The sequence below is a fragment of the Pelagibacterium luteolum genome (genome assembly GCF_900100665.1).
GTDB lineage: Bacteria > Pseudomonadota > Alphaproteobacteria > Rhizobiales > Devosiaceae > Pelagibacterium > Pelagibacterium luteolum.
Window position 1 is genome coordinate 359,889 of the sequence record NZ_FNCS01000002.1, and the last position, 26,474, is coordinate 386,362.

General features: G+C 61.8%; 24 protein-coding genes. 18 read left to right on the forward strand and 6 right to left on the reverse strand.

Features of this window, described 5'->3' with window-relative positions; translation table 11 throughout:
- Nucleotides 1-212: 212 nt before the first annotated feature.
- Nucleotides 213-1,169: a polyprenyl synthetase family protein gene (locus BLR31_RS05820; protein WP_425287218.1), complete on the reverse strand. Its 957-nt coding sequence runs from the start codon at nucleotides 1,167-1,169 to the stop codon at nucleotides 213-215.
- 252 nt (nucleotides 1,170-1,421) lie between these two features.
- Between BLR31_RS05820 and BLR31_RS05825 the strand changes: the two genes are divergently transcribed.
- The 6 genes from BLR31_RS05825 to BLR31_RS05850 all read left to right on the forward strand — a co-directional run bounded on the left by BLR31_RS05825 (nucleotide 1,422) and on the right by BLR31_RS05850 (nucleotide 6,895).
- Nucleotides 1,422-2,201, forward strand: a complete 780-nt coding sequence (locus tag BLR31_RS05825; RefSeq protein ID WP_090593292.1) for a tRNA1(Val) (adenine(37)-N6)-methyltransferase — start codon at nucleotides 1,422-1,424, stop codon at nucleotides 2,199-2,201.
- A 52-nt stretch (nucleotides 2,202-2,253) separates the two neighbouring features.
- Entirely contained in the window at nucleotides 2,254-3,126 is an 873-nt protein-coding gene (locus BLR31_RS05830) for a S49 family peptidase (RefSeq protein ID WP_425287217.1), read from the forward strand.
- Complete coding sequence (locus BLR31_RS05835) at nucleotides 3,127-3,345, forward strand: hypothetical protein (RefSeq protein WP_090593295.1); 219 nt, start codon at nucleotides 3,127-3,129, stop codon at nucleotides 3,343-3,345. It begins immediately after the preceding gene.
- A gap of 88 nt (nucleotides 3,346-3,433) precedes the next feature.
- The gene (locus BLR31_RS05840; protein WP_090593297.1) at nucleotides 3,434-4,363 is read left to right on the forward strand and encodes a glycine--tRNA ligase subunit alpha; all 930 of its coding nucleotides are present in this window, start codon (nucleotides 3,434-3,436) and stop codon (nucleotides 4,361-4,363) included.
- Between the two features lie 80 nt (nucleotides 4,364-4,443).
- A complete protein-coding gene (locus BLR31_RS05845) occupies nucleotides 4,444-5,004 on the forward strand; it encodes a LemA family protein (protein ID WP_090593299.1) in 561 nt (186 codons plus the stop codon).
- A 1-nt stretch (nucleotide 5,005) separates the two neighbouring features.
- A complete protein-coding gene (locus BLR31_RS05850; protein ID WP_176762534.1) occupies nucleotides 5,006-6,895 on the forward strand; it encodes a DUF2207 domain-containing protein in 1,890 nt (629 codons plus the stop codon).
- Nucleotides 6,896-6,920: 25 nt separating this feature from the next.
- Here the strand turns inward: BLR31_RS05850 and BLR31_RS05855 are convergent, their stop codons facing one another.
- The 3 genes from BLR31_RS05855 to BLR31_RS05865 all read right to left on the reverse strand — a co-directional run bounded on the left by BLR31_RS05855 (nucleotide 6,921) and on the right by BLR31_RS05865 (nucleotide 11,316).
- Nucleotides 6,921-7,796: a 4-(cytidine 5'-diphospho)-2-C-methyl-D-erythritol kinase gene (locus BLR31_RS05855; protein WP_090593304.1), complete on the reverse strand. Its 876-nt coding sequence runs from the start codon at nucleotides 7,794-7,796 to the stop codon at nucleotides 6,921-6,923.
- Nucleotides 7,796-9,499, reverse strand: coding sequence for a tetratricopeptide repeat protein (locus BLR31_RS05860; RefSeq protein ID WP_143009322.1), 1,704 nt, complete (start codon nucleotides 9,497-9,499; stop codon nucleotides 7,796-7,798). Before BLR31_RS05860 ends, BLR31_RS05855 begins: the two co-directional genes overlap by 1 nt.
- Before the next feature lie 164 nt (nucleotides 9,500-9,663).
- The gene (locus tag BLR31_RS05865) at nucleotides 9,664-11,316 is read right to left on the reverse strand and encodes an electron transfer flavoprotein-ubiquinone oxidoreductase (protein ID WP_090593310.1); all 1,653 of its coding nucleotides are present in this window, start codon (nucleotides 11,314-11,316) and stop codon (nucleotides 9,664-9,666) included.
- Between the two features lie 59 nt (nucleotides 11,317-11,375).
- Between BLR31_RS05865 and BLR31_RS05870 the strand changes: the two genes are divergently transcribed.
- The 3 genes from BLR31_RS05870 (at nucleotide 11,376) to BLR31_RS05880 (ending at nucleotide 13,622) form a co-directional block, all read left to right on the forward strand.
- Nucleotides 11,376-12,194, forward strand: coding sequence for a uracil-DNA glycosylase (locus BLR31_RS05870; RefSeq protein ID WP_090593313.1), 819 nt, complete (start codon nucleotides 11,376-11,378; stop codon nucleotides 12,192-12,194).
- A gap of 98 nt (nucleotides 12,195-12,292) precedes the next feature.
- Complete coding sequence (locus BLR31_RS05875) at nucleotides 12,293-12,748, forward strand: Rrf2 family transcriptional regulator (RefSeq protein ID WP_090593316.1); 456 nt, start codon at nucleotides 12,293-12,295, stop codon at nucleotides 12,746-12,748.
- Complete coding sequence (locus tag BLR31_RS05880; RefSeq protein WP_090593318.1) at nucleotides 12,738-13,622, forward strand: NAD(P)/FAD-dependent oxidoreductase; 885 nt, start codon at nucleotides 12,738-12,740, stop codon at nucleotides 13,620-13,622. The genes BLR31_RS05875 and BLR31_RS05880 overlap by 11 nt, the downstream gene beginning before the upstream one ends.
- Nucleotides 13,623-13,733: 111 nt before the next feature.
- Here the strand turns inward: BLR31_RS05880 and BLR31_RS05885 are convergent, their stop codons facing one another.
- Nucleotides 13,734-14,645, reverse strand: a complete 912-nt coding sequence (locus BLR31_RS05885; RefSeq protein WP_090593717.1) for a DMT family transporter — start codon at nucleotides 14,643-14,645, stop codon at nucleotides 13,734-13,736.
- Between the two features lie 286 nt (nucleotides 14,646-14,931).
- Here BLR31_RS05885 and BLR31_RS05890 point away from each other — a divergent pair, with 286 nt between their 5' ends.
- From BLR31_RS05890 to BLR31_RS05915, 6 genes are all read left to right on the forward strand, one after another.
- Nucleotides 14,932-16,254, forward strand: coding sequence for an MFS transporter (locus tag BLR31_RS05890; RefSeq protein WP_090593320.1), 1,323 nt, complete (start codon nucleotides 14,932-14,934; stop codon nucleotides 16,252-16,254).
- Entirely contained in the window at nucleotides 16,241-16,777 is a 537-nt protein-coding gene (gene moaB, locus BLR31_RS05895; protein ID WP_090593325.1) for a molybdenum cofactor biosynthesis protein B, read from the forward strand. Before BLR31_RS05890 ends, moaB begins: the two co-directional genes overlap by 14 nt.
- Nucleotides 16,778-16,950: 173 nt before the next feature.
- Nucleotides 16,951-18,036, forward strand: a complete 1,086-nt coding sequence (locus BLR31_RS05900) for a PA0069 family radical SAM protein (RefSeq protein WP_244504969.1) — start codon at nucleotides 16,951-16,953, stop codon at nucleotides 18,034-18,036.
- A gap of 62 nt (nucleotides 18,037-18,098) precedes the next feature.
- A complete protein-coding gene (locus BLR31_RS05905) occupies nucleotides 18,099-18,479 on the forward strand; it encodes a nuclear transport factor 2 family protein (protein ID WP_090593331.1) in 381 nt (126 codons plus the stop codon).
- Between the two features lie 51 nt (nucleotides 18,480-18,530).
- A complete protein-coding gene (locus BLR31_RS05910) occupies nucleotides 18,531-19,178 on the forward strand; it encodes a ribonuclease HII (protein ID WP_244504954.1) in 648 nt (215 codons plus the stop codon).
- 84 nt (nucleotides 19,179-19,262) lie between these two features.
- Nucleotides 19,263-20,399, forward strand: coding sequence for a site-specific DNA-methyltransferase (locus BLR31_RS05915; RefSeq protein ID WP_090593334.1), 1,137 nt, complete (start codon nucleotides 19,263-19,265; stop codon nucleotides 20,397-20,399).
- A 58-nt stretch (nucleotides 20,400-20,457) separates the two neighbouring features.
- On the opposite strand, the gene BLR31_RS05920 is transcribed toward BLR31_RS05915, so the two are convergent.
- A complete protein-coding gene (locus tag BLR31_RS05920; RefSeq protein WP_090593336.1) occupies nucleotides 20,458-21,528 on the reverse strand; it encodes an A/G-specific adenine glycosylase in 1,071 nt (356 codons plus the stop codon).
- A 40-nt stretch (nucleotides 21,529-21,568) separates the two neighbouring features.
- Here BLR31_RS05920 and BLR31_RS05925 point away from each other — a divergent pair, with 40 nt between their 5' ends.
- The 3 genes from BLR31_RS05925 (at nucleotide 21,569) to BLR31_RS05935 (ending at nucleotide 26,413) form a co-directional block, all read left to right on the forward strand.
- On the forward strand, nucleotides 21,569-22,075 hold the full coding sequence (locus BLR31_RS05925) for a DUF721 domain-containing protein (protein WP_176762535.1): 507 nt from the start codon (nucleotides 21,569-21,571) through the stop codon (nucleotides 22,073-22,075).
- A gap of 138 nt (nucleotides 22,076-22,213) precedes the next feature.
- Complete coding sequence (locus BLR31_RS05930; RefSeq protein WP_090593343.1) at nucleotides 22,214-22,927, forward strand: DsbA family protein; 714 nt, start codon at nucleotides 22,214-22,216, stop codon at nucleotides 22,925-22,927.
- Between the two features lie 24 nt (nucleotides 22,928-22,951).
- Nucleotides 22,952-26,413 (forward strand): AAA family ATPase, encoded by a 3,462-nt coding sequence (locus BLR31_RS05935; RefSeq protein ID WP_090593346.1) that lies wholly within the window; start codon nucleotides 22,952-22,954, stop codon nucleotides 26,411-26,413.
- The last annotated feature ends 61 nt before the right edge of the window (nucleotides 26,414-26,474 follow it).

Here is a 26,474-nt window from a genome sequence, read left to right on the forward strand (position 1 = left end):
GGCCTTCCCTGCAGCGACCCGCAAGGAACCCGAACCAAACCCGCCCAAACGTTCGTTGCGCTTGCGTCCATCAACGCGGGTTCGTGAGTGCAGTATGGATGCGGCTTGGCGCGCGGGGATAAGTTTTTTTGGCCGAGGGTGATCGGGGAAGCTCAGCACCCCCCTCGGATGAGGGGGCGTGGCGATAGCGTTGGTACTCTGCGGCCCCTGCCCTAGTAGGCGCGGGCGGTGCAGAATTCGGGGACGCTGAAGAGGATGTCGCGTTCGATGGAGGGGGGGATTTCGGCGAGGGCGCGGCGGGCGGCTTCGGCGTGGCGCTCGGCTTTGGCCATTGTCTCAGAAAGGGTGCCGTAGCGGGCGAAAATGGCGAGCACGGCGGCGAGGTCGTCTTCGCCCGAGTCGGGGTTACCCAGAGCGCTCTGAATGGTTTTTCTTTCAGCATCGGTGCAGGCGGCGATGGCCAGGATGACGGGGAGGGTCATTTTGCCTTCGCGCAGATCGTCGCCGGTGTTCTTGCCCAAGGCGCCACGGGCGCCACCGTAATCAAGGACGTCGTCGACCAGCTGGAACGCCATGCCGAGCTCGCGGCCGTAATCGGCCAGTGCGCGGCGAGCCGACGGCACGGCGCCACCGGCCATGGCGCCGACTTCTGTGGCGGCTTCAAAGAGCGTAGCGGTCTTGGCGTGGATGATTTTTTCGTAGTCGGACGCAGTAGTCGAGAGATCGCCGGCCTTGGCAAGCTGGAAGACTTCGCCCTCGGCGATAACGGCGGCGGCGCGAGAGAGGACCTCCAAAGCGCCGAGATCGCCCGATTCAACCATCATGAGGAAAGCCTGGCCGAGCAGGAAGTCGCCGACTAGGACCGAGGCCTGATTGCCCCAGATGGTGCGGGCGGCGGGACGGCCACGACGCATGTCGCTTTCGTCCACCACATCATCGTGCAGCAGGGTGGCATTGTGCATGAATTCGACGGCAGCGGCGAAGCGGACTGCATTGCCATCGGACGTGCCGAACAGAGCGGCGGCGGCGATGGTCAGCATGGGGCGCAAACGCTTGCCACCGGCATCGAGCAGATGGTTGGCGACTTCGGGGACCATATCGACGGGGCTGTCCGAGCGCGACAGGATAAGACGGTTGACCGCTTCCATACCATCTGCGGTCGCGGCCATGAGGCGGTCGATCACCTCCGCGGCGTCTTCGGCCGGTCGTTGCGCCAGATTTTCAACCACAGTCGGCATTCGGTCTCCCCGGCAGCGCCACTGGCCCTGCCCGATCGTCTCTTCAAGACTTTGTCGCCATTTCGCGGGAAACCCGCAAAAGAGCGCAAGTCGCTGTTTGGTCGTGCCCCAAACCGTAAAAGCAGATTCCACTTTTGCCGGAAGCACTCTAGGTTATCGGCAGCCCGCAATCGGACCACGCCCATGTCGGTAAACCAGCCGCCCGAATTTGTAAAACACCAAGAGCGCAAACCCGACGCGTTTCTAGGTGGCAAATTGTCCATCTTCCAGCCCGAGAAGGGGTTTCGGGCGGGGATGGACTCGGTGCTGCTCGGCGCGAGCGTGCCGCCCGGCCGGGGTAAACTGCTCGACCTTGGGGCTGGAGCCGGCGTCGCGACGCTGTGCGCGCTGGCCCACAATGATCTGCTGGATGCAACGCTGGTCGAAACCAATCCCGAAATGGCGGCCCTCGCCGACGCCAATATTGCGCTCAATGGGCTGGAGCACCGTGCAAGAACCCTGACCGTGAGCGTCACGGCAAGCGGGGCCGAGCGCAAGGCCCTAGGGCTGGGAACTGACCAATACGACGTGGTGATCGCCAATCCACCGTTCTTTGGAGTGGGCACCAAGGCGCCCGACGAGGGCCGCTCGATGGCGCGGCATACCGATGGCGAGGTTTCGGGCTGGGTGCGGACCGCCGTTTCGTGCGCGCATGCCAAGGGGATCGTCATCTTCATACATCTGACGCAGGAATTGCCGCAGCTACTGGCCGCGTTCAATGGGCGCATGGGGGATATTGCCGTCTTGCCGATCGCGCCGCGTCCCGGAACGGCAGCGACGCGGGTGCTGATCCGTGGGCGCAAGGGATCGAAATCGCCCATGCGGCTTTTATCTCCGCTCGTCCTGCACGGCGAAAATGGCAACGCATTTTCCGAGCCGGTCGATGCGATCCTGCGTGGGAAAACTATTCTTGACTGGCACTAAGGCCATTGGGTTCCTAAATGGGAGCTTGAACGCATAACCGATCGGGATCGAGATGACCGCCTTTGCCAAGACAGACACAGACGCGCCAGCCCGGCCCTGGTACAAAAAGCTGATCGGAATGGGCGGGACGACCATTCCCGTTGTACGATTGCAGGGCACCATCTCGCCCGAGAGCAAGCAGGGGCGGCTCAATATCGCCACGGTGTCGCCGATGCTGGAAAAGGCGTTTGCGATGAAGAAGGCGCCGGTCGTGGCCGTTGTGGTCAATTCGCCGGGGGGATCGCCGGTCCAGTCGCGGCTGATCGCGCAGCGGATCCGGCAACTGGCTGATGAGAACGACAAGAGGGTGCTGGTGTTCGTCGAGGATGCGGCGGCATCGGGTGGCTATTTCATTGCCGTAGCGGGTGACGAGATCATTGCCGACCCCTCCTCGCTCGTCGGCTCGGTGGGTGTGATCATGGCGTCGTTCGGGTTTGTTGACGCGATTGCCAAGCTGGGGATCGAGCGGCGGGTTTATGTGGCGGGCAAGAACAAGTCGACACTCGACCCGTTCCAGCCGGAAAAGCAGCAGGATGTCGACCGGATCAAGAGCCTGGAGCTGGCGATCCATGACGTGTTTATCGACTATGTGAAATCGCGGCGCGGAAGCAAGATCACGCTGCCCGACGAAGAGGTGTTCACCGGCGAATTCTGGACCGCCAAGCAGGGGCTGAGCATGGGCTTGGTCGACGGATTGGGCGAGATGTACACTGTGTTGCGCGAGCGCTTCGGCAAGGACGCGCAGATCAAGCTGATCGGGCCGAAAAAGCCGTTCTTCAGCCTGCCGGGGTTTGGCTTGTCGTCGCAGACCGCGGGGAGCGATCTTGTGGGCGACGTGATCGCCAGGATCGAGGACCGCGCGAACTGGTCGCGGCTGGGGCTGTAGATGGGGATCGGGACGCTCGTTACCATTCTTGTCGCCGTGCTCATCGGGCTGGGGCTCAAGACCATCGTCAAGGATTGGCGCAAGAAATTTGCCGAGGACGACGCGCATGCCGAACAGCGGCGCAAGGCGTTTTTGGAGCGCAACAAGGCCGAGGTGAAGTCGGGCGGCGTCGTCAACCTCGAGCGTGGGGACGATGGGGTGTATCGGCCGAAGGATTAGGGTTCAGCATGACAGGCTCCTGCTTGACCTCCCTCCCCGCCCAAACTACGGTCGCGCCGCCTTTCAATGCTGGTTTTCCGGAAACACAATGACCGACGCCCTTGCGCCGCATATGGACCCCAAGAATTCGTTTCAGGGGCTGATCCTCGTCTTGCAGAAATTCTGGGCGGATCAGGGGTGCGTGATTTTGCAGCCCTATGACATGCAGATGGGCGCGGGGACGTTCCATACGGCGACGACGCTGCGGGCGTTGGGGCCAAAGCACTGGAACGCGGCCTATGTGCAGCCGTCGCGGCGGCCGACGGACGGACGCTATGGGGAGAACCCCAACCGGCTACAGCATTATTATCAGTTCCAGGTGATCCTGAAGCCCTCGCCGGCCAATATCCAGGACCTCTATCTCCAGTCTTTGGCCGCCATCGGGCTCGACGCGAAGCTGCATGACGTGCGGTTCGTCGAGGACGATTGGGAGAGCCCGACGCTGGGTGCGTGGGGACTGGGCTGGGAGTGCTGGTGCGACGGGATGGAGGTGAGCCAGTTCACCTATTTCCAGCAGGTCGCGGGGTTCGAGTGCTCGCCGGTGCCGGGGGAAATCACCTATGGGCTGGAACGTCTGGCGATGTATGTGCAGGGGGTCGAGAACGTCTATGACCTCAATTTCAACGGCCGCGAGGGCGCTGAAAAGGTGACCTATGGCGATGTGTTCCTACAAAACGAGCAGGAATTTTCGAAGTACAATTTCGAAGCCGCCGATACCGACATGCTGTTCCGGCACTTCAAGGATGCCGAGGACGAGTGCAAGGCGGTGCTCGAAAAAGGGCTCACCGCCGAGGGGCGGCAGACGCTGGCAGTGCCGGCTTATGAGCAGGTGGTCAAGGCCAGCCACACGTTCAACCTTCTCGACGCTCGCGGGGTCATATCGGTGACCGAGCGGCAGAGCTATATCCTGCGCATTCGCGAATTGGCCAAGCTCTGTGGGGCGGCCTGGCTGCAGACGGCTGGCGGCGGCGCCGCATAACACCTCAATCCCATAAGGCGTTGATATAGCCGGGTTTAAATGCCAATCTCGCTGCGAAACAGGCGAGAGGATTTCGCACTATGGAATGGGTGATCCTGCTACTGGTGGTAGCAGCCGTCGGCGGTTATGCGGTCTATGCCTACAACATGCTGGTCAGGAACCGGCAGTTGGTGGAGGAAGGCTGGTCGGGGATCGACGTACAGCTCAAGCGGCGCATTGATCTCATTCCCAACATGCTCGAAACGGTCAAGGGCTACATGGCCCATGAGCGCGAGACTTTGCAGGCAGTGACCGATGCGCGGGCGGCGGTTCAGGGGGCGCAGAACGCCTCGCCTGCGGAGCGCGGACAGGCCGAGGGGATCTTGTCGGGGGCGCTGGGGCGGCTGTTTGCCGTGGCGGAGGCTTATCCGGACCTCAAGGCCAATACCAATTTCCTTGAATTCCAGAGCGCGCTGCAAACGGTAGAAGACGAAATCCAGATGGCGCGGCGCTATTACAATGGCGCTGTAAGGAACCTCAACATCGCCGTCTATTCGTTCCCTTCAAATGTCGTCGCGGGTGCGTTCGGGTTCAAGAAAGCTGAATATTTCGAACTCGACAACGAGACGGAACGGGCAGTGCCCGAGGTCAAGTTCTCTTGAGATGACGCTCTTTCGTCTTTTCGTCTTTCTGGGCGGGCTGTTGTTCGCTCTGGCACCCGCTCTTGGGCAGGAGCAGATTCGTGCGTTCGATGTTCAGTTCGACGTCCAACGCGATGGATCGGTGAGGGTTACGGAGACGATCACCGTCAACGCTGAAGGCGACGAAATAAGGCGCGGGATTTTTCGCGACATACCAACCACGCTCGAGACGGACGGTGGGGGAACCGTCCGGATGCCGATCAGCGTCGAAATGGTGACGCGGAATGGTTCGGCGGAGCCTTTCGATGTTGAAGGATTTTCGGGCGGGCGACGTATTCGGATCGGATCGCCGGACGCGCTGCTTTCGCGTGGCGAGCACACTTACGAAATCGTCTATATCATGGAACGCGCCGTGCGCAGCTCCGAGGATTTCGACGAGTTGTATTGGAATGCCACCGGCAATTACTGGAGCTTTCCGATCCTACGCTCGCGGGCTTTTGTGACACTCCCTGAAGAGGCGCAGATCATCGAGGTCAATGGATATACCGGCGCCGTTGGAGAGCAGGGCTCGGACAGTTCGGCCGAGCGGATCAGCGACAATCAGGCACGCTTCGTCGTGACGCGCACGCTGCAGGCGGGTGAAGGGCTGACGATCTCGGTGACTTTTGCCAAGGGCGTCATCGTTTCGCCTGAAGGCAGCGACGCGGTGGCGTACTGGTTGTCGGACTATCGCGATTTCGTTGTGCCTATCGTGATGCTGATCATCGTCATCGCCTTTAACGGGCTAGCCTGGGGCGCGGTGGGACGCGACCCGGCGAAGGGTACGATCATTCCGCGCTTTTATCCGCCAAAGGGGTATTCGCCGGCGCTGACGCACTACATCCATCGCATGGGCTGGCAGAATTCGGGGTGGCTGGCCTACTCAGCGGCGCTGGTATCGCTGGCCGTCAAAGGGCTGGTCGAGATTGAAAAGGCGGGCAAGACAACCATCATTACGGTGACCGACAAGGCGCCGGATGCGCCGTTACCGCCGGGCGAGGCGGTGGCACTGTCCGACCTTGCGCCGCTCTCGCCCGTGACCATCGACAAGACGAGCGGGCCAAAACTGGCGCAAAGCCGCACCAATGTGATGCAGGCGCTGGAGAAGGAAAACCGTGCGGTCTATTTCAAGAACAATGTCGCGTTCGTCGTGCTGGGCATTCTGCTCGGGCTTGGGTGCCTGGTCGGCATGGTCGTGCTTGGCGTGCTCGATCCGCTGTTCGTTTTCATCGCGGCGTTTGCCGCTGTGTTTTTATCGGTCCTTGGGCTGGCGGCGCGGTCGATGTGGCAGGGCACGGGGATCGGGCGGTTCATAGCACTGGGCATTATCGGAATTTTCGCGCTGAATTTCAGCTCGATGGCGATTGATTTGTTTCGGTGGACACCGATAGATTTTCCATTCGTCGCTGCGGTGTCGATCATTGCGATCACGCTGGTCTTTGCCATTCTGATGCGCGCGCCGACCGTGCATGGACGCAAGCTGATGGACGAGATCGACGGGTTCAAGATGTATATCGAGACGGCGGAAAAAGAGCGTCTCAACATGTCCGGCGAGCCTGAGATGACCACGCAGCGCTTCGAAGCCGTACTGCCCTATGCCATGGCGCTTGGGGTGGAAAAGCCTTGGTCGGAGCGCTTTCAGAACGATCTGGCGCGCAATGCGGTCAAGGATGCCGGGGCCGGATATTCGCCGCGCTGGTATCATGGCGGCAATTTCTCGTCCGGCAATTTCGCGCGCACCATGACGGGCGTAACCTCGGGAATCGGCGCAGCCATGATTTCAGCGCAGCCGGTGTCATCTTCATCCTCGGGTTCCGGCGGCGGCGGGTTCTCCGGTGGTGGTGGGGGCGGTGGAGGCGGCGGAGGCTGGTGACGCCCAGCGCATGCCTTGGCGTGATCTAATCTTCCAGCAATGGCGTCGCTGCGACCCAGAATCCGGGGAGTTTCTCGCGGAGGTCGTGGGCGGCCTGATGGGCGGCGGCGGCGCTGCCATAGAGGCCGAAGCAGGTGGCGCCGGAACCCGACATGCGGGCCAGGCTGCAGCCGGGTGTGACGGCGATGGCGCTGACGATGTCCTCAATGGCGGGCACGAGCAGTGTGGCCGGGGGCTGCAGATCGTTGCGGGTGTCCTGGAGCCATAGCGAGAGGTGCGCTGCGCGATCGAGCGGTTCGGGCAGCGGCGGCATTTTTGGGTTGTGGCGATCCACCAGTCGCTTGAAAACCTCGGGCGTCGAAACCTCCTCAAGCGGATTGACCAAGACCAGATGCATGTGCGGGAACGCAGGCAAGGGGCGAAGGGTCTCGCCGATGCCTGTGACCTCACAGGGGCGGGAGAGAAGGCACATCGGCACGTCGGCGCCGAGCGTCGCGGCGAGGGCGAAGAGTTCGCTATCGGGGATAGGCTCGGCGCTCATCGCGGCCAGAAGGCGCAGCACGGCGGCGGCATCGGCGGAACCACCGCCAAGGCCGGCGGCGACAGGGAGATGTTTTTCGAGATGGATTTCGATGCCGTCGGGCAGATAGTCCGGAAACTGCGCCCTGAATTTTTCCAGCGCGCGAATGACCAGATTGGACCGCCCATTGGGCAGGTCGGCTCCGAACGGGCCCGTGACGATCAGTGCGTCCTTGCGCGCCGGCACGGCCCAGAGCTGGTCGGCCAAATCGGTGAACACACACAGGGTGTGAAGAAGATGGAAGCCATCATCCCTGCGGCCCACGACGTGGAGCGCCAAGTTGACCTTGGCGGGCGCCGTCTCGCTGAACGCCCCATCCATCAATCGAGAATCGGCGCGTCGGGGTCCAGCCCGCCAATCAGTTTCGGAGCTGCGCGCTCGGTGACGGTGCCCTCTTCATCGACATCGATGGCGATGCGCCACTGGAACATGGCCTCGCGCTGGCGCCCGGCCATCCAATAGGCATCGCCCAGATGGTCGTTGATTTCGGGGTCGGCGGGGAGAATGCGCACTGCGGTTTCGAGCTGCTCGACGGCCTCGTCGATGCGGCCGAGCTTGAAGAAGGCCCAGCCCAGGCTATCGACGATGTAACCGTTACGGGGCGATAGCTCGACGGCGCGCTCGATCATGTCGAGGGCTTCATTGAGGTTTTCGCCGCGATCGACCCAGGTGTAGCCGAGATAGTTGAGAACGTCGGGGTGTTCTGGATTGAGTTCGAGGGCGCGCAGGAAATCTTCCTCGGCGCGGTCCCACATGCGGGCGCGTTCGTAGGAAATACCGCGGACGTAAAAGAAGCGCCAATCGCGCGGGCGCGGGGTTTCGATGGAATTGATGATGCCAGAATAGGCCTCGGCCGCCTCGGCCCATTGCTCATCATAGCGCAGCAGATCGCCAAGAATACCGTAGGCTTCGATATTGTCGGGATAGGTGGTCAAAAGATTTTCGAGGCGCGAGATGGCGCCGTCGCGATCGCCCTTGAGATCGATGTTTTCGGCGAGGCGAATGAGGGAATTGACGAACAGGGGCGAGGAACTTGGAACGCTGGCAAAGAGCGTTTCCGCATCGTCATAGCGTCCAGCAGTCGATAGCAATTCACCGAGCGAAAGCGAAATAACGGCCGACTGGGGATCGAGATAGGCGGCGAGGCGCAGGAAACCGACGCCCAGTTCGGACGAGCCGTCGCGCGCCAGAGCGGACCCGAGGCCATGCAGCATTTCTGCCGCGCCGGCCTGAACATTGTCGGCGAAAAGTCCGGGGCGGGTCTGGTTGGCGATATCGTCACGCAGGCTGTCGACCACGGGGTGAACGACGCCTTCCTCGGCGAAGCTGTCGAGGATGGATTGCGCCTCCTCGAATTGGCCGGCGTTGCCGAGAATGCGGATATAGGCTTCGGCAATGCGCGGAATGAACGGGTCCATCTCATAGGCTTCGCGGGCCAGCGTTATCGCGGACTGCCTATCGCCGCCGAGGTCGGCCATGACGGCGCGGTGAAAAACGAGAAACTCCTCAAAGCCGCCCTGCCCTACCGTATTGAGGATTTGGTTGGCGGCTGGGAGGTCACCCTCGCCGACTTTCGACCATGCGCGCATGATGCCGGCTGTGACCCCGACCAGCGAGGCTTCGGGAATGCGCGCGAGCGTGGACTCGGCTGAGGCGTAGCGGCGCTCCTTGAGCGCGACCGCGCCAAGCGTCAGGCGGGCTAACTCGTCCTGCGGATTGAGGTCGAGCACGTGCTGGGCCATGCTGGCGGCGTCGGAAATCCGGCCGGCCAAAAGGTATGACAGAAAGGTCTGCCCGGCATAAATGGGATTGTCCCAGTCGCTTTCGGCTGCCTCGCGAAAATAGGTTGCAGCGCGATTGGCCTCGAGGTTTTCGAGCGCCGCTATGCCGGCGAGATAGGCACCGGTGACGCTCTGGGTTCGCGGAGGCAGGAGGCCCGTTTGGGCGGAGGCGGGAAGCGCGAGCGGCATGGCCAACGCGGCGACGATCATGGCTGTCAGTGGCCGGACGATCAATTTTTGCACGGTGTTCCCGAACTCCTCGCTTGCAGGTAAGCCTTTTCGTCGCGGGATCGAACCGGAAAAGTCTGCAACTTTTCCTGATCTCACTCCGACCTCTTCGATAGCCAAACGCGGCAAGATTGTCGATTGTGGGGCAGTCGAATTGTCGTGATAGGGCGCAGGCCGGCCTACATCCCGGAATAGTTCGGGCCCGAGCCACCTTCCGGGGGGACCCAGGTGATGTTTTGGGCCGGATCCTTGATGTCGCAGGTTTTGCAGTGGACGCAGTTCTGGGCGTTGATGCGGAAGGTCGGCTCACCGCCTTCGGTTACGACCTCATAGACGCCTGCCGGACAATAGAGCGGTGCGGGCTCACCATATCTGGGGAGATTTTCGCGGATCGGGACATCGGGGTCGGTCAGCCGCAGGTGGACGGGCTGATCCTCGTCATGGGCGATGCTGGCGCGATAGACCGATTCGGTCTTGGCGAAGGTCAATTTGCCGTCGGGTTTGGGGTAGTCGATCGGGGTGACTTCGGAGAGTTTTTTGAGGCGGGCGAAGTCGGGCTTGTCCGAGACGAGGCCGCCGAGCGGGGAATGTTTCACGAGCGATGAGACCCACATATCGGCACCGGCGAGGCCAACGCCTGCGAAAAGGCCGAGCTTGCCCCAGAGCGGTTTGACGGCGCGGACAGGGTAGAGATCGTCGCGGATGCCCGAGGCGAGGACGGCGTCGTCGAGGGTTGTGATTTCATCGTTGGCGCGACCGGCAGCGATGGCGTTGGCGACTTCGGTTGCGGCGGCCATGCCAGAGCGGATGGCGTTGTGGATGGCTTTGAGGCGCGGGACGTTCATGAAGCCCGCCGAGCAGCCGATCAGCGCCCCCCCGGGGAAGGCGAGTTTGGGGATCGACTGCCAGCCACCTGACGTGAGGGCGCGGGCGCCGTAGGAAATGCAGGTCGCGCCCTCGAGGAGGTCGCGGATGTGCGGATGGAGCTTGAAGCGCTGGAACTCGCCGTAAGGGGAGAAGGTCGGGTTTTCGTAATCGAGATGGCTGACCATGCCGAGATAGATGCGGTTGTCGGCAGCGTGGTAGCAAAAGCCACCGCCGCTCGTGGAATTGCCGAGGGGATAGCCCATGAAATGGGTGACCTTGCCGGGTTGGTGCTTGGCCGGGTCGATCTCCCAGATTTCCTTGATGCCGAGGCCGTATTTCTGTGGGGCGCGGCCGGTGTCGAGGCCGAATTTTGCGATGAGGCGCTTGGCGAGGGAGCCGCGGGCGCCTTCAGCGATGAGCGTGTATTTGGCGCGCAGTTCGATGCCGGGCGTGAAGGTGGGCTTGGGCGTGCCGTCGCGGGCGACGCCCATGTCGCCGGTGATGATGCCCAGGATTTCGCCGGTTTCGCCGGTGATGAAGTCTGCGGCGGCGGTACCGGGGAAGATATCCACCCCCAGCGCTTCGGCCTCGGCGGCGAGCCAGCGGCAGAGATCGCCGAGCGAGATGATGACGCCGCCCTTGGTCTTCATGATCGGCGGGATGAGGGCGTGCGGGAAGCTGACGGCGCCGGTTTCGGCAAGATAGACGAAATCGTCACTTGTCACCTCGGGGCCGACGGGGGCGCCCTTTTCCCGCCAGTCGGGGATCAGGGCATCGAGGCCTGCCGGGTCCATGACAGCGCCGGAGACGATGTGGCCGCCGATATCGGCCGATTTTTCGACGACGACGATCTCAAGATCAGGAGACGCTTTCTTGAGCGCGATGGCTGCAGAGAGACCGGCCGGGCCCGCGCCCACGATCACGACGCCGGTTTCCATGCTCTCGCGTTCGATCTCGTCGGTCATGCCGTTGTTCCCATGTGAGGTGGAAGCCTATATCGGGGTGTGACATAACAAGGATCACCATGGCAAATCGACAGCTAAATCGCGAAGAGATGCTGGCCGCGCTCGACTGGTATGTCGCAGCGGGGATCGATGTCGCCGTGGGCGAGGACCCTGTCGACCGGTTTGCACAGGCTGCAACGCTGGCGACGCCGAGTGTTCGCAAGCCGCTGCCGGGGATGGTGCCACAGACACAGGCTGCGCGCCCTGCCCCGTCGGCGCCTGTTGCTACCCCGACAGATACCGATCCCGACGCGGCCCGGGCGCTGGCATCGAGCGCGACATCGCTCGAGGCGTTGCGCGAGATGCTGGAGACTTTCGACGGGTGCGGGCTCAAACTGCGGGCAACTAATCTGGTCTTTGCCGATGGTAATCCGGATGCCGATATCATGTTTGTCGGCGAAGCGCCGGGGCGTGACGAGGATTTGCAAGGCAAGCCGTTTGTGGGTCGCTCCGGGCAATTGCTCGACCGTATGCTCAAGGCGATCGGGCTGGATCGAACCAAGGTCTATATCGCCAATACGGTGCCCTGGCGCCCGCCGGGCAACCGCGCGCCATCGCCAGCAGAAATCTCGGTGTGCCTGCCGTTTCTCTATCGCCAGATCGAACTCGTGGCGCCAAAGGTGCTCGTTGCCTTGGGCGGCGCGTCGGCATCGACGCTGTTCGAGACCGATACCGGGATTACGCGCTTGCGGGGGCAATGGCGCGATTTGACGGTGAGTGCGCACAGCATGCGGGCCGTGGCGACGCTGCATCCGGCCTATCTGTTGCGACAGCCAGCGGCCAAGGCGCTGGCGTGGCAGGATTTGCTGTCGATCAAGGCTGAGTTGGGCCGGCTCTAGGGTTGGTAGCTGGAGTAAGCGCCGCTGGTGGAGTTGGGCAGAGTGAAAATGTCCGTCCGCTCTTGTAACGCGTCAAGTTACGTAATAAATGGTGTTACATGAAACGCGATAGTCGGTTGTCTTCGGTTCTGCACGCGCTGCTGCATATGGCGGCGTTCGATCGCCCGATGACGTCGGATGCCCTTGCGCAATGCATGCGGACGCATCCGGTGGTCGTCCGGCGAACTATGGCAGGATTGCGGGAGGCGGGTATCGTCAGGTCGGAAAAGGGCCATCATGGCGGCTGGGTCATCAGCGCCGACCTGTCCCGGATCACGTTGCGAGATATCCACGAAGCGCTGGGCGAACCGGCGATCTTTGCTATGGGGCACCGCAATGATAATCCGAGCTGCCTTGTCGAGCAGGCCGTGAACGCCCGGCTGGGCGACGCGTTCGATGAGGCGGAAAAACTCTTGATGGAGCGGTTTTCCGGCGTGACGCTGGCCGAGATCGCCAAGGAATTTACGGCCCGATATCCCAAAGAGCGGTTGGAGACACATACTCATGGAACATGACGTCATCATCATCGGTGGTAGCTATTCGGGCATGTCGGCGGCCCTGCAACGGGTGCGGGCGCGGCGCAAGGTGCTGGTGATCGACGCAGGCGAGCGCCGCAATCGCTTTGCCAGCCATGGGCATGGATTTTTGACGCAGGATGGCGTGGCGCCCGACGTGATCGTGGCGCAGGCGGGTGTGCAACTGGCCAAATATCCGACCCTGAGCTGGATCGAGGGCAAGGCCAATGCGGCCAAGCAGGTAGAGGGCGGGTTTGAAATCGCTACTGAAGATGGCCGGAGTTTTACGGGCCGCCGGCTGCTTTTGGCACTGGGGGTCAAAGACCATCTTCCGGGAATACCGGGCCTGGCGGAAAGGTGGGGGCAGAGTGTGTTTCACTGCCCTTATTGCCATGGGTACGAACTCGATCAGGGTCCTATCGGGGTGATCGGGGTTGGCGCGATTTCCATGCATCAGGCGAGCATGCTGCCCGATTGGGGGCCGACCACTTTTCTGACCAATGGCAGCCATGAGCCTGACAAGGAGGAGCGCGAGCTGCTCGACCGGCGTGGCGCGCGAATTGAGCCGAGCGAAATCGTCGAGATCAGCGGAAAGGCCGACGTGCTGCTGAAAGATGGGCAGGTGCTTTCGTTTGCCGGACTGTTCGTGGCGCCGCGGATCGAACCCTCAAGTCCGCTGGCCCAGCAATTGGGCTGTGAGATCGAAGACACCCCGATTGGCCAGATCATCAGGGCCAACGAAATGAAGGAAACCAGTGTGCCCTTCGTTTTTGCCTGCGGCGACGTTGCGCGCATGGCCGGGTCTATTGCCCTGGCGGTGGGTGATGGTGCGATGGCAGCTGGCGGTGTGCACCATTCGCTGATGTTCAGGTAGGCTTTTCCGCGCGTCACACTGGCCTTTGGGCAAGGTGGCTGGGTCCTCGGGTCGAGCCCGAGGATGACGGTCGGGTGGGGGTGGCGCCGTGCCGGTGGCGAAGGATCGGTGTTAGGCGGGGCTGGACAATTTTCGCGCTTTGGCGCGGTCTAGGCCGAGGCGGTGTTCGCGGTAGATGATGAACAGGCCGGCGGCGGTGACGATCGTGCCGCCGATGAGCATTTCGATGGTCGGGATTTCGGAAAACACGATAAAACCGATGGCGATCGAAAGAATCATCGAGGAATATTCAAAGGGCGCGACTGTCGTCAGTTCGGCGTGGCGGTAGCTTTCGGTCAGCAGGATCTGGCCGACACCGCCGGCAATGCCTGCGCCGATCAGAATCAACGTTTCCTCGATGCTGAGCGCGACCCAACCGAAGGGCAATGTGGCGAGGCCAATGACGGCGCTGACCAGCGAGAAATAGATGACGATGGTCGAGCTGCGCTCGGTCTTGACCAGATTGCGGACCGTGAGCATGGCGGCGGCGGAAATCATGCAGGCCGTGAAGGCCGAGAGCGCGCCGAGCGTTTGCGGGCTCATCATCCCGGCGTCGCTTTCGAGGAATGTCAAGCGCGGCCACATGATGATGATGACGCCGATCAGACCGACGACCACCGCTGTCCAGCGAAACATGCGGATTTTTTCACGCAGGAATACGGCCGAGAAGATGACGATGAACAATGGGGTCGCGTAGTGGATGGTCGTCGCCTCGGGCAAAGGCAGGTTCATCAGCCCGAAAAAGATCAGGATCATTCCCGTCGTTCCCAAACACCCGCGTAGTATGTGGGCGCCCAGGCGATTTGTTTTGAAGCCCGAAATCAGTTGCCCGCGCATGCCAAGCAGGATGAAGACCGGAATGAGCGCGAAGGCCGAGCGGAAGAAGATCAACTGGCCGAGCGGCACGCCTTCGGCGCCCTTGATAATCGAACTCATGCCCACGAAGACGAAGACCGATGCCACCTTGAGCCCAATGCCGAGCATGACGTTCGTGCGCTTTGCCGCGACCGCCTTTGACGCTTGAAGGGCGGGGACGGAATGAGCTTGGTCGGGCACGGAAGAACTTTCGGCGGGCAGATGCAAACGCGGGCACGTTACAGAACCATCGGTTCATGGCTAGACCCGTTTGATATGTCTGACAAGCTTGGCGCGCCTGAATTGTGCCATCTGTAGAAACGAAAAGCGGCCCGCGTCGTTTGCGGTGTAGGCACGGCGCCACGAAACCGTTACGCTCGTCTGCAAATCAAGAGCGCCACTCAAGGTCCCCGCCATGTCGCAAGTCGTCAAGATTTCCGCACTGCTGTTCAGTTCCGCCCTGCTGATGATCGCAGGGGGAATGCACGGGCTGATTTTGCCGGTTCGCGGGTCGGAAGAAGGCTTTTCGCTGATCAGCCTGGGTCTGATCGGGACGGGCTGGTCGATCGGGTTCATCTCCGGCTCGATCCTCGTGCCCCATCTTGTGCGGCAGGTCGGCCATATCAGGGCCTATGCCGTCATGGCCGCGGTGGCCTGCATGACGATCCTGTTCAATTTGATCCTCGTCAACGACTGGGCCTGGATTTTCCTGCGCGTTTTTTCCGGGTTCTGTTTTGCCGGGGCGGCCATGATCGTCGAAAGCTGGCTCAACGAGGTTTCGGACAATGAGAGCCGTGGCACGACGTTTTCGATTTATGTTTCGGTGACGCTTTTTGCTTCCACCGCAGGGCAGTTGATCATCGCGGCGACCGGGGTCGCGGGATATATTCCCTTCGTTCTCGCAGCGATTGCCTATATCGGCGCTGTGCTGCCCACCGCGGTGACGCGGACGCCCCAGCCGGTGCCGCTGCAGGCAGTGTCGCTCGATATCGGGCTGTTGTATCGCACCTCGCCCATCGCGGTCGTGGCCGCCTTTTCCGTTGGCATGGCAAATGGCGCATTCGGTACCCTAGCGCCGGTTTACGGGACCGAGCGCGGCTTTTCCACGGCGACGATCGCTTATCTAATGAGCCTTGCGTTCATCGCCGGGGCGATCGCCCAGATCCCGCTCGGTCGACTGTCGGACAGGATCGACAGGCGCAAGGTGCTGATGGGCGTGGGCATGATCGGTGCCGCGGCGGGGCTGCTCACCATGGTGCTCAATCCAGGTGACAATGCCCTGCTCTACCTGTTCTTTGCGCTTTACGGGATGGCCGCCTATTCGCTTTATGCCATAGCCGTGGCCCATGCCAACGACTTTGCCGACGAAGGCAGTTTCGGCAAGGTGGCGTCGGGGATGTTGTTGGTTTTGGGATCGGGCCAGATGGTGGGGCCGATCATCGCATCGATGACGATGCAGTGGTTCGGGCCGGCCGCGATGTTCATTACGCCCATCATATTTCACGGCGCGCTGGCTGCGGCAGCATTCCTGCGCATGCGGGTGCGCGAGGCCGCGCCGGCGGAAGAACGCGCGCCGTTCCAGCCCATGCCGGGCGAGCGCACGATGACCAGCGAAACGCTCAATTTCGATCCGCGTTCGGATGAAACAGAGGTCGAGTTTCCGGAGGATGTCGTTTCGGACGCAGGTCCCGAAACGGACGTGCAGACACAAGAGGATGACAGGAATGTTCCCCTATAAGATTGATGAGTCTCATCCTTTCGTACCCGTGACATTTGCCGTACTGGCTGTTTCGGACACGCGCACGCTTGAAACCGACACATCCGGTGCCCTGCTCAAGGAGATGATCGAGGGCGCGGGCCATCGGGTGTTCGAGCGGGCCGTGGTCAAGGATGATCGCGAGGCGATTGCCGGTCAGGTTCGCGCCTGGGTGGAGGCGCCCGATATCGATGTCGTGCTCACGACCGGCGGCACGGGCTTTTCGGGGCGCGATGTGACGCCGGAGGCTGTCGAACCGATGTTCGACAAGCGGATGGACGGGTTTTCGGTGCTGTTTCACCAGTATTCGGCAACGACGATCGGCACGTCGTCGATCCAGTCGCGGGCGACGGCGGGGCTGATCGGCACGACTTTCGTTTTCTGTCTGCCCGGTTCGCGAGGCGCGTGTCGGGATGCGTGGGAGGCGATCCTGAAGTATCAGTTCGATAGCCGGCATGCGCCGTGCAACTTCATCGAAGTGATGCCGCGGCTGACCGAACGCTGAGCAGCAAATCAAATTTGTTCTTGTTCTGTTCCACCCCTTTCGGTAGGGTTAATGGAACGGACGGGCCGCGATTCGGCTTGTTCCGTTAACGACCCACGGAGCGAACGATGGTTGAGCTGGCAATCAACTCCAACATTTCAGAGGCGCGGCGGCGGTTGTTCGGCACGCGCGACATGGATTTGCTGAGCCGGCCGATCTTGGAGACGCCGAACGTTCGCGGGCGTGGGGCCGCGACCAATGACAGCGGACGGTTTGAGCCGCACAAGCGCGAAATGTTTGCCGACGGGTGGGAGCCGGAGCCCGACGCCGTGTTCGAGACGCGCGAGCATATCGAGCGGGCCAAATCGATCATCACTAAGAATGTTTCGCCCGACATCGGGTTCGACCGCTCAATCAATCCCTATCGCGGGTGCGAACACGGGTGCTCGTATTGCTTTGCGCGCCCGACGCACGCCTATCTGGGGCATTCCGCGGGGATCGATTTCGAGCGCGATATCTATGTGAAGGTGAACGCTGCGGAATTGCTGCGGGCCGAACTGGCCAATCCACGCTATCGACCAAAGCCCATCGCGATCGGGACGAATACCGACCCGTATCAGCCGCTGGAGCGCAAATACAAGATCATGCGCTCGGTGCTCAAGGTGCTGCTCGAGGCAAAGCACCCGGTGACTGTCGTCACCAAGTCGGCGCTGATCGTGCGCGATCTCGATATTCTGACCAAGCTCAACAAGCTGGGACTGGTGTCGGTGGGGATTTCGGTGACCTCGATGGATCATAAACTGTCGCGGTTCATGGAGCCGCGGGCATCGACGCCCTCGCGGCGGCTGGAAGCGATCAAGCTTTTGAGCGAATCCGGCATCCCGACGCGGATCATGGCGGCGCCGACGATCCCGGCGGTTAATGACCATGAGCTCGAACGCATTCTGGATGCGGGGAAAGCACAGGGCGCGACTACCGCTTCTATGATTTTGTTGCGCCTGCCCGGCGAGGTGCGCGACATTTTTCGGGAATGGCTGCTCAAGACCTATCCCGATAAGGTCAAGCACGTGATGAATCTCGTGCGCGACTACCGTAACGGGAGCGACAACGATCCGCGTTTCGGCACCCGGTTTACCGGTGAGGGGCCGTACGCCGTTTTGATGCAGCAGCGGTTCGACAAGGCGATCGGCCGGCTGGGGCTCGACGAACAAATGTCGCCGCTGCGTTGCGATCTGTTCGTCCATCCGCAAAAGGAAACCGCGCAGTTGAGCCTCTTTTAGGGGTGGAGCGGAACCTTGGCGGTCGCGCGGAATTGTGATCGCCAACAGGTTGGAGCACTGCCATGACGGACGCTGCTGCACTGACACAGGAATTCTGGTGGCGCATGGGCACCAACGAATGGAGCCTCGCGGCGCGGCTCTTTTCGCCCACGATCCAGATCCTGTGGCCGCAATCGGGTGAGATTATCGGATCTGCCGAGGATTTCGTGGCGATCAATACCCATTATCCGGCGCAGGGGAAATGGACGTTCAAGGTCAGGCGAGTATTGGGTAATGGTGGACATGCCATTTCCGAGACGATCGTTTCCGACGGAGCGACCGAGGCCTTGGCGGTGTCGATATTCGAGTGCGCCGACGACCAGATTACGCGGATCACCGAATACTGGCCCGAGCCGTTCGCGGCGCCGGAGTGGCGACGGCAGTGGGTAAGTCTGGAGGGCTAGGGCTGACGCCCGCCCTTTGCTTGCCGAAAAGCTTGGGGCAAACTGGCCGGCATGGCCAAGAGCGATTCGAAACCGGCACGCCAGATGCTGCCCATGCCCGATCTGTTTCATGAACATGAAGCAGTTGGGAATGGTGCGCGTATCGTTGCGGGGATCGACGAGGCGGGACGTGGTCCGCTCGCTGGCCCCGTGGTCGCGGCGGCGGTAGTGCTCGATCCGGACAATATTCCTCCAGGGCTCAACGATTCCAAAAAGCTCAACGAAGAGCGGCGCGAAGCGCTCTTCGAACAGATTATCACCAGCGCGCAGGTCGGGTTCTGTGCCGCGCCGGTCGAAGTGATCGACCGGCTCAATATTCTCGGCGCGACCCTATGGGCGATGTGCCATGCCCTCGACGCCCTGCCAGTTCGGCCCGATGTTGCGCTGATCGATGGCAATCACGTGCCGAAGGGGCTGTCGTGTCGCGGTCAGTTCGTGATCGGCGGGGATGGCAAGAGCCTTTCGATTGCGGCGGCATCGATCGTGGCCAAAGTGGTCCGTGACCGGATGTGCAAGATCATGGATTGCGGCCATCCGCATTACAGCTTCGGCCAGCACAAGGGCTATGGCACCGCGCTGCATCTTGAAGCGCTGTCGGCGCATGGGCCGTCGGAAATGCACCGCATGAGCTTTGCGCCGGTGCTAGCCGCGCGGCGCTAACCACTGATTAACCGTAACGCTTAGGCCGGGTTTAACCCTAACGGGGTACAAATGGCTCGTTAGTTTTGCGTTAGGGTTATCAGTATGTTGCGTACCGGTTCAGCAGCGCGCAAGCGCGTCCCGGGGCTTGAAGAAAGCCACCTCCCCATCGACACGATTTTGGTTGGTGACTGCATTGCGCATATGAATGCGCTGCCCGAAGCATCGGTCGATCTGATCTTTGCAGACCCGCCGTATAACCTTCAGCTCGAAGAGGGCCTGACCCGCCCCGACCAATCGAAAGTCGATGCCGTCGACGACGATTGGGACAAGTTTGACAGCTTTGCCCATTACGACAAGTTCACCCGCGAATGGATGGCGGCGGCGCGGCGTATTCTTAAGCCCGATGGGGCGATCTGGGTGATCGGGTCCTACCACAACATTTTCCGCGTTGGCACGGTGCTGCAGGATCTTGGCTTCTGGATGCTCAACGACGTCGTCTGGCGCAAGGCAAACCCGATGCCGAACTTCCGCGGCACCAGGTTTACAAACGCCCACGAAACGCTGATCTGGGCGTCGCGCAGCCAGAAAAGCCGGCCGACCTTCAATTACGAAGCGCTCAAGCTCTCCAATGATGACACGCAGATGCGGTCGGACTGGCTGTTTCCAATCTGCACGGGCGGCGAACGGCTGAAAGATGCCAATGACGAGAAAGTCCACCCGACGCAAAAGCCCGAGGCGTTGCTTTATCGCGTCCTGATGGCGACGACCAAGCCGGGCGATGTGGTGCTTGATCCGTTCTTCGGGACAGGGACGACGGGCGCTGTCGCCAAGAAACTGGGGCGCCATTTCATCGGTATCGAACGCGAAAACGCCTATATAAACGCAGCATTGAAACGCATTGCGGCCATTAAACCGCACGATTCCCATGCGATCGAAACAGCAACGCCCAAGCGTTCGGCGCCCCGCATCCCTTTCGGGTCACTGATCGAGCAGGGACTGATTTTGCCGGGCACGAAACTTTTTGACGCCCAGCGACGTTATAGTGCCGTGGTTCGTGTTGACGGTTCGCTGGTGAGCGACACCCACAGTGGCTCCATCCATCGGGTTGGCGCTCTCGTACAGGGCTTCGATGCCTGTAACGGCTGGACCTTCTGGCACCTCGAGAATGGCGGCAACGTCATTCCCATCGACGATCTTCGCGAGCATGTGCGTGCTCGCATCGACAAGCTTTCTGCCTGATCCCGACCTCCAATCAGTCAGGCATTCTCGCCCCCGGATTATGATCCGGGGGCTTTTTTTATGCCTGAAGACCGGCACGGCTGAGCACTTTCCGAAAAAGGCTTGGCAGCGCCTCATCGGACAAGCGCGTCTCATCGGACCACCAGCCTTCATCCAAAGGCGCGTCAGCGTTCAAGACCCAGACCGAGAGGGTCAAATGAAAGTGGGTGAAGGTGTGCTCGATAGCGCCTGCCGGCTCCCAATCGCCCGCTATCGGGAACGCGGCGGGCTCGCTGGCATCCGTCCAGTCACTGCCCGGTACTTCGGTCATTTTCGCCAGCAATCCCTTTGGCCCGCGCTGGCGCACAAAGACCTTTCCTTGGGGGTGACGAATGACGAAAGCGTGGCCGTATCGGTTGGGTCGCGGAGCTTTGACCGGCGGCACGGGAAAGGCGAGCGGGTTGCCGGTGCGCCTGCCAAGGCATCCGGCTTCGAGCGGGCAGACGAGGCAATTGGCACGGCGCGGTGCGCAGATGGTCGCGCCGATATCCATCATGGCTTGGGCGAAATCGCCGGCGCGCTGGGGTACCACGGCCTGCACGGTGGCGCGCACGAGCGGCTTTTCTTCGCGCACCGGCTTTTCAAGCGCCAGATAGCGCGCGACGACCCGATCCACATTGCCATCGACTACTGCAACAGGCTCATCCTGACAAATCGCGGCGATGGCGGCGCTGGTGTAGTCGCCAATACCCGGGAGTTCGCGGAGTTGCGCTGCGGATTTGGGGAAAACACCACCGTGATGTTCGACAACGGCGACGGCGCAGGCATGGAGATTTCTCGCCCGCGCGTAGTAGCCCAGGCCGGCCCATTGGACGAGAACGTCGTCAAGTGGCGCGGCTGCGAGGTCGTGCACCGTCGGCCAGAGGGCGGTGAAGGCGGCGAAATATTTGCGCACGGCAGCGATGGTCGTTTGCTGGAGCATGATTTCGCTTAGCCAGACGAAATAGGGATTGGGCGCCTGCCCCCGCGCCCGATCGGTGGGAGAGACACGCCACGGCAGATCGCGGGCGTGCCGATCATACCAGGCAAGCACGGCGGCAGCATCGATGGCGGGGGTTTGGGTCTGTTGTGCGCGAACGGTCTGGGCCATAATGGGATCAGGTATAGGTCCGGATCGCACTGGCGCAAGCATGAGCACGAAATCTTTAGCCCCAAAACGCCGCAACAAGACTGTGCAGCTCGGCGACATGATCGGCAGCGCGCTGGATCCGGCGCTGAAACGGCGCGGATTTGCCAGTCGCGACCTCGTTGCCAATTGGGGCGTGATCGCGCCGACGCCTTGGGACAAGATCGCCATGCCCGACAAGCTGGTTTGGCCGCGCCGAGACAAGGCGGAGCCCGAGGGCGCGGTTCTGCATCTGCGGTGCATGGAGGGCCATGGGCTTGCGCTGGCCCATGAGGGGCAAGCCATCGCCGCCGCGGTGAACCGGTATTTCGGCTATCTGCTCGTCGGATCGGTTCGGCTCTCGCTCGTTGCGTATGCTCCAGACGCTGCGAAGAATGCTCCTGCCGCTAGGGCTCTGCCCACCGGCAAGGTCCAAGCCATTCGCGATGTGACCTCGGAGATCGAGGACGACGGACTACGCGGAGCCCTAGAGCGCCTAGGGCGCGGCGTGATGGGGCGCGAGGAAAGCTAGAAGGCACTGCGCGGAGGCACCACGCTCGCGGCATGTAAAAGGTTTCACCGGCATGTGAACGCATTGCCCCCTTGCCGCCGTGTTTCCGAAGTGTAGTGTGCGCCAACATTTTTTGATGAGCCATTAGGAGACAGGTCTTTGCTCAATCGTCGTAATCTGCTGCTCGCCGGATCCAGCGTCGGACTTGCCACACTCCTTCATGGTTGCGGGGACACATCCGCCAATGCACAGCAGACCGATGCTGCTGCGGACACCACAGACGCGCCCGCTGCCGATGGCGACGTTGCGCTCTATGACGGCTCCGCCATCGAACCGCTCAATGGCGACGCGATCAACAACCCGCCCCTGCCCGACCGCCCGATGGGCGGTGTGAATGCGAGCGTGACGGTGATCGAATATGTATCCCCGACCTGCCCGCACTGCGCGAATTTCCACGCTACGGCGCTGCCGCAGCTCGAGGAAAACTACATCAACAATGGCCGCATCCGCTTTATCGCGCGACCGTTCCGCCGCAACGTGCTGGATCTGGCCGTGTTCATGGTCGCCGAAGCCTCGGGCGAGCGCTACAACGAAGTGCTGAGCGCCTATATGGAAAACCAGAACGTCTGGGCAGCCAGCGAGAATCCGCGACAGGCGATCTTTGAAATCGCCCAAGATTTCGGCTTTACACAGGAAAGCTTCGAGGAAATCTTGACCGACGAGGATTTGTTGGCTGCTATCGAAGCGACACGCGAGCAGGCGCTCAACGAGTTCGGATTGCAGGGCACGCCGACCTTCTTCATCAATGGGGACCGATTCGAAGGCAATGCCACCTACGAAGGGCTTTCTGCCGAAATTGACAATCGCCTTTAACTGCGCTTCCCCTAGAGGCGCGGAATGAAATTTTCGCGCCTCAGGCTCTTAGGCTTCAAATCCTTCACAGACCCTGTCGAACTCGTGCTCGAACCCGGTATTACCGGGGTCGTCGGGCCGAATGGGTGTGGCAAATCCAATCTCGTCGAAGCGCTGCGCTGGGTGATGGGCGAAAGCTCATACAAGGCCATGCGCGCCTCGGGCATGGACGATGTGATCTTTTCGGGCTCGGGCAACCGCCCTGCCCGGAACTCCGCCGAAGTCACTGTCGTCCTCGACAACGCCGATCGCACGGCACCGCAGCAGTTCAATACATCCGACACGATCGAGATCAGCCGTCGCATCGAGCGCGAGCAGGGATCGGTCTATCGCATCAACGGCCGCGAAGTGCGGGCACGCGACGTGCAGCTGATGTTTGCCGATGCTTCGACGGGGGCCCATTCTCCGGCGCTGGTACGCCAGGGGCAGATCGGCGAGTTGATCGCCGCCAAACCGACGCAGAGACGCGCGCTGCTGGAAGAAGCGGCAGGGATTTCCGGACTGCATTCGCGGCGGCATGAGGCTGAGTTGCGCCTGCGCGCGGCGGAGCAGAACCTCGAACGCGTCGACGACATTATCGCCCAAGTCGAGGTGCAACTGGAAACGCTCAAGCGGCAGGCGCGACAGGCGACGCGGTATCGTGCGCTTTCCGGTGACATCAGGCGGGCGGAAGCAACGCTTTATCATATCCGATGGGTCAAGACGCGGTTTGCCGAAAAGGAAACCGAGGCGCATCAGGGGCGATTGCTCAATCAACTGGCCGAGGCCAGCCACACCGAGCATCAGGCAAAAAAGATCGTCGAGGCGATGGATGCCGAGTTGCAGCCATTGCGCGATGCTGACGCGGCCGCAGGGGCTGTGCTGCAACGGCTGACGATCTTGCGCAGCCAGCTCGAGGAGGAATTGCGTCGGGCCAATTCGCGCCGGGCGGAACTGGAAGATCGCCTCAAGCAGATCGACACCGATATCGGGCGCGAAGGGGCGTTGATCGAAGAGAGCGAGGGATTGATCGCCAATCTCGACGGCGAGCGGAGTGAATTGACCGAAGCTGCCGAAACAGACGCCGAGGCAAGCGAAATGGCGCGCGCTCAGGCTGACGAGGCGCGTGCGGCTCTCGATGAGGCGGAAATGCTGGCGCGGCAGGCTGCCGATGCGGTGGCTGCCATTCGGGCGCAGCGGACGCAAGCGACACGCGCTGCCGAAGAGGCTGGGCAGCGGGTGGCACGGTTCGAAAGTCAGTTGGCCGATGTGGCGCGTGATGTCGCGGCGGTGCAGGCCAGCCTCGATGCCGACCACACATTTGCCGAGCGCCGTGCGGCTCTCGAAGCGGCGCAAGAGGGCGCGGCGGTTGCCGAAGAGCGGGTGGAAATTGCCGAGGCGGCAGTTGGAGATTCACAAGCCGAACTGGACGCCGCGCAACCGCTGCTGGCTGACCTAGAGGGCCGTCTCAACCGCGTCGAGAGCGAGGCGGAGACCCTGGCCCGTGTGCTCAATGTGGATGGCGGCTCGCTCTGGCCGTCGATCGTCGATGCGCTGACTGTGGCGCCGGGGATTGAAACAGCGTTGGGCGCGGCGCTGGGTGATGATCTCGATGCGTCGTCCGACAGTGCCGCACCAATGTATTGGAGCGATGCGGGGGATGGGTCCGATGATCCGCAGCTTCCGGAGGGCGTCGATCCGCTGTCGCGGTTTGTTTCCGGGACGGGGTTGCTCACGCGTCGCCTCGACCAGATCGGTCTCGTTGAGGATGGTGCGAGCGGGCTACGTTTGATGGCAGAGCTCAAACCCGGTCAGCGCCTCGTCAGCCGAGACGGTGGATTGTGGCGCTGGGACGGATTTATCGCCAAGGCCGATGCGCCGACTGCCGCCGCGCAACGGCTGGCGCAGCGCAATCGGCTGGCCGAACTCGACAGCGAAATCAAGGCACTGCGCATTGAGCGAAGTTCTGCGCAGGACCGCGTGAGCGCGTTGCGCCTCCGGCTGGAGACTGCGCGTCAGACCGAAACGGCCCAGCGCACGGCATGGCGCGAAGCGCAGCGGGCAATTTCGGCTGCTCAGGCCGGTCTCGACGCCGCGCAGAAGAATTTGGCGGAGCTCAACGCTCGCCACACCGCACTTGAAGAGGCGCGCACGCGGCTGGATGACAGCCTGGCGGATGCTCGCGCCAATGCAGAAGAGGCGCAGGCCGTTTTGGCCGAGCTGGGCGAAGAGGGCGATGCCGTGCGCGAGGCTGAAACGCGCCAGCGTGCGCTATCGAGCCTTCGCGATGCCGCCGAGCAGGCGCGCATGCGCATGGCGGGATATGAAAGCGCCTCCCAGATGCGGCAGTCGCGTTTGACGCGCATTGCCCAGGAACTCGAGAGCTGGCAGCGGCGGCGGCAGGGCGCGCAAAGCCAGATCGAAACGCTCAGGCGTCGGCGCGGCGAAATCGACGGGCAGATCGGCGAACTCGACGCCACCCCGGATTCGTTTGATCGTCGGCGCGCGGAACTCGACGACCAGATCGAAGATGCCGAATATGCGCGCAAGCGGGCCTCCGATAAATTGCAGGAGGCGCAGGCGGCCTTCAAGGAGGCCGATCACGCTGCGAGGCTGGCCGCCGAAGCTCTGGCTGATACGCGCGCAGAAATGGCGCGGGTGGAAGAGCGGCTGAAGGCCAATGTGACCGCGCGCCAGCAGATCGAGCGGCAAATTACGGAAATTCTGGGCATCGCTGCCGACAAGACAGCCGAGGCGGCTCAGATTCGACCGGAGATGGCGCTACCCGAGGAGCAGGCGACTGAAGCGCGTGTCGAGCGGCTCAAGGCCGAGCGCGAACGTCTTGGCGGCGTGAACCTCATGGCGGAGCAGGAAGCGACCGAGGTTCAGGAAAAGCTCGATACCATGGTTTCGGATCGGGAGGACCTGATCGCGGCCATCGCCAAGCTGCGGGTGGGCATTTCCAATCTCAATCGCGAAGGCCGGGCGCGGCTGACCGAAGCGTTCGAGAAGGTGAACGCGCATTTCCGCGACCTGTTTACGACGCTGTTTGGTGGTGGCACCGCGGAGCTGACCTTTGTGGAAAGCGACGATCCGCTGCAGGCGGGGCTGGAAATCATCGCAAAGCCTCCGGGGAAGAAGCCACAGACCATGACGCTTCTGTCGGGTGGCGAGCAGGCGCTGACGGCGATGAGCCTGATCTTTGCGGTGTTCCTAACCAATCCGGCACCGATCTGCGTGCTCGACGAAGTCGATGCCCCGCTCGATGACGCCAATGTCGAGCGGTTCTGCAATCTGCTCGAATCGATGCGGCAGCGCACCGATACGCGGTTCGTGGTGATTACGCATAATCCCATCACCATGAGCCGTATGGACAGGTTGTTCGGCGTGACCATGCCAGAGCGTGGCGTCAGCCAGCTCGTGTCGGTTGATCTGCGGACCGCGGAAACCTTTCTCGAGGCGAGCTGATGGATGAGCGTTTTGCTGACGACATGCTTGTTTTCGGGAGAGCATTCGTAGGGACGGCCGC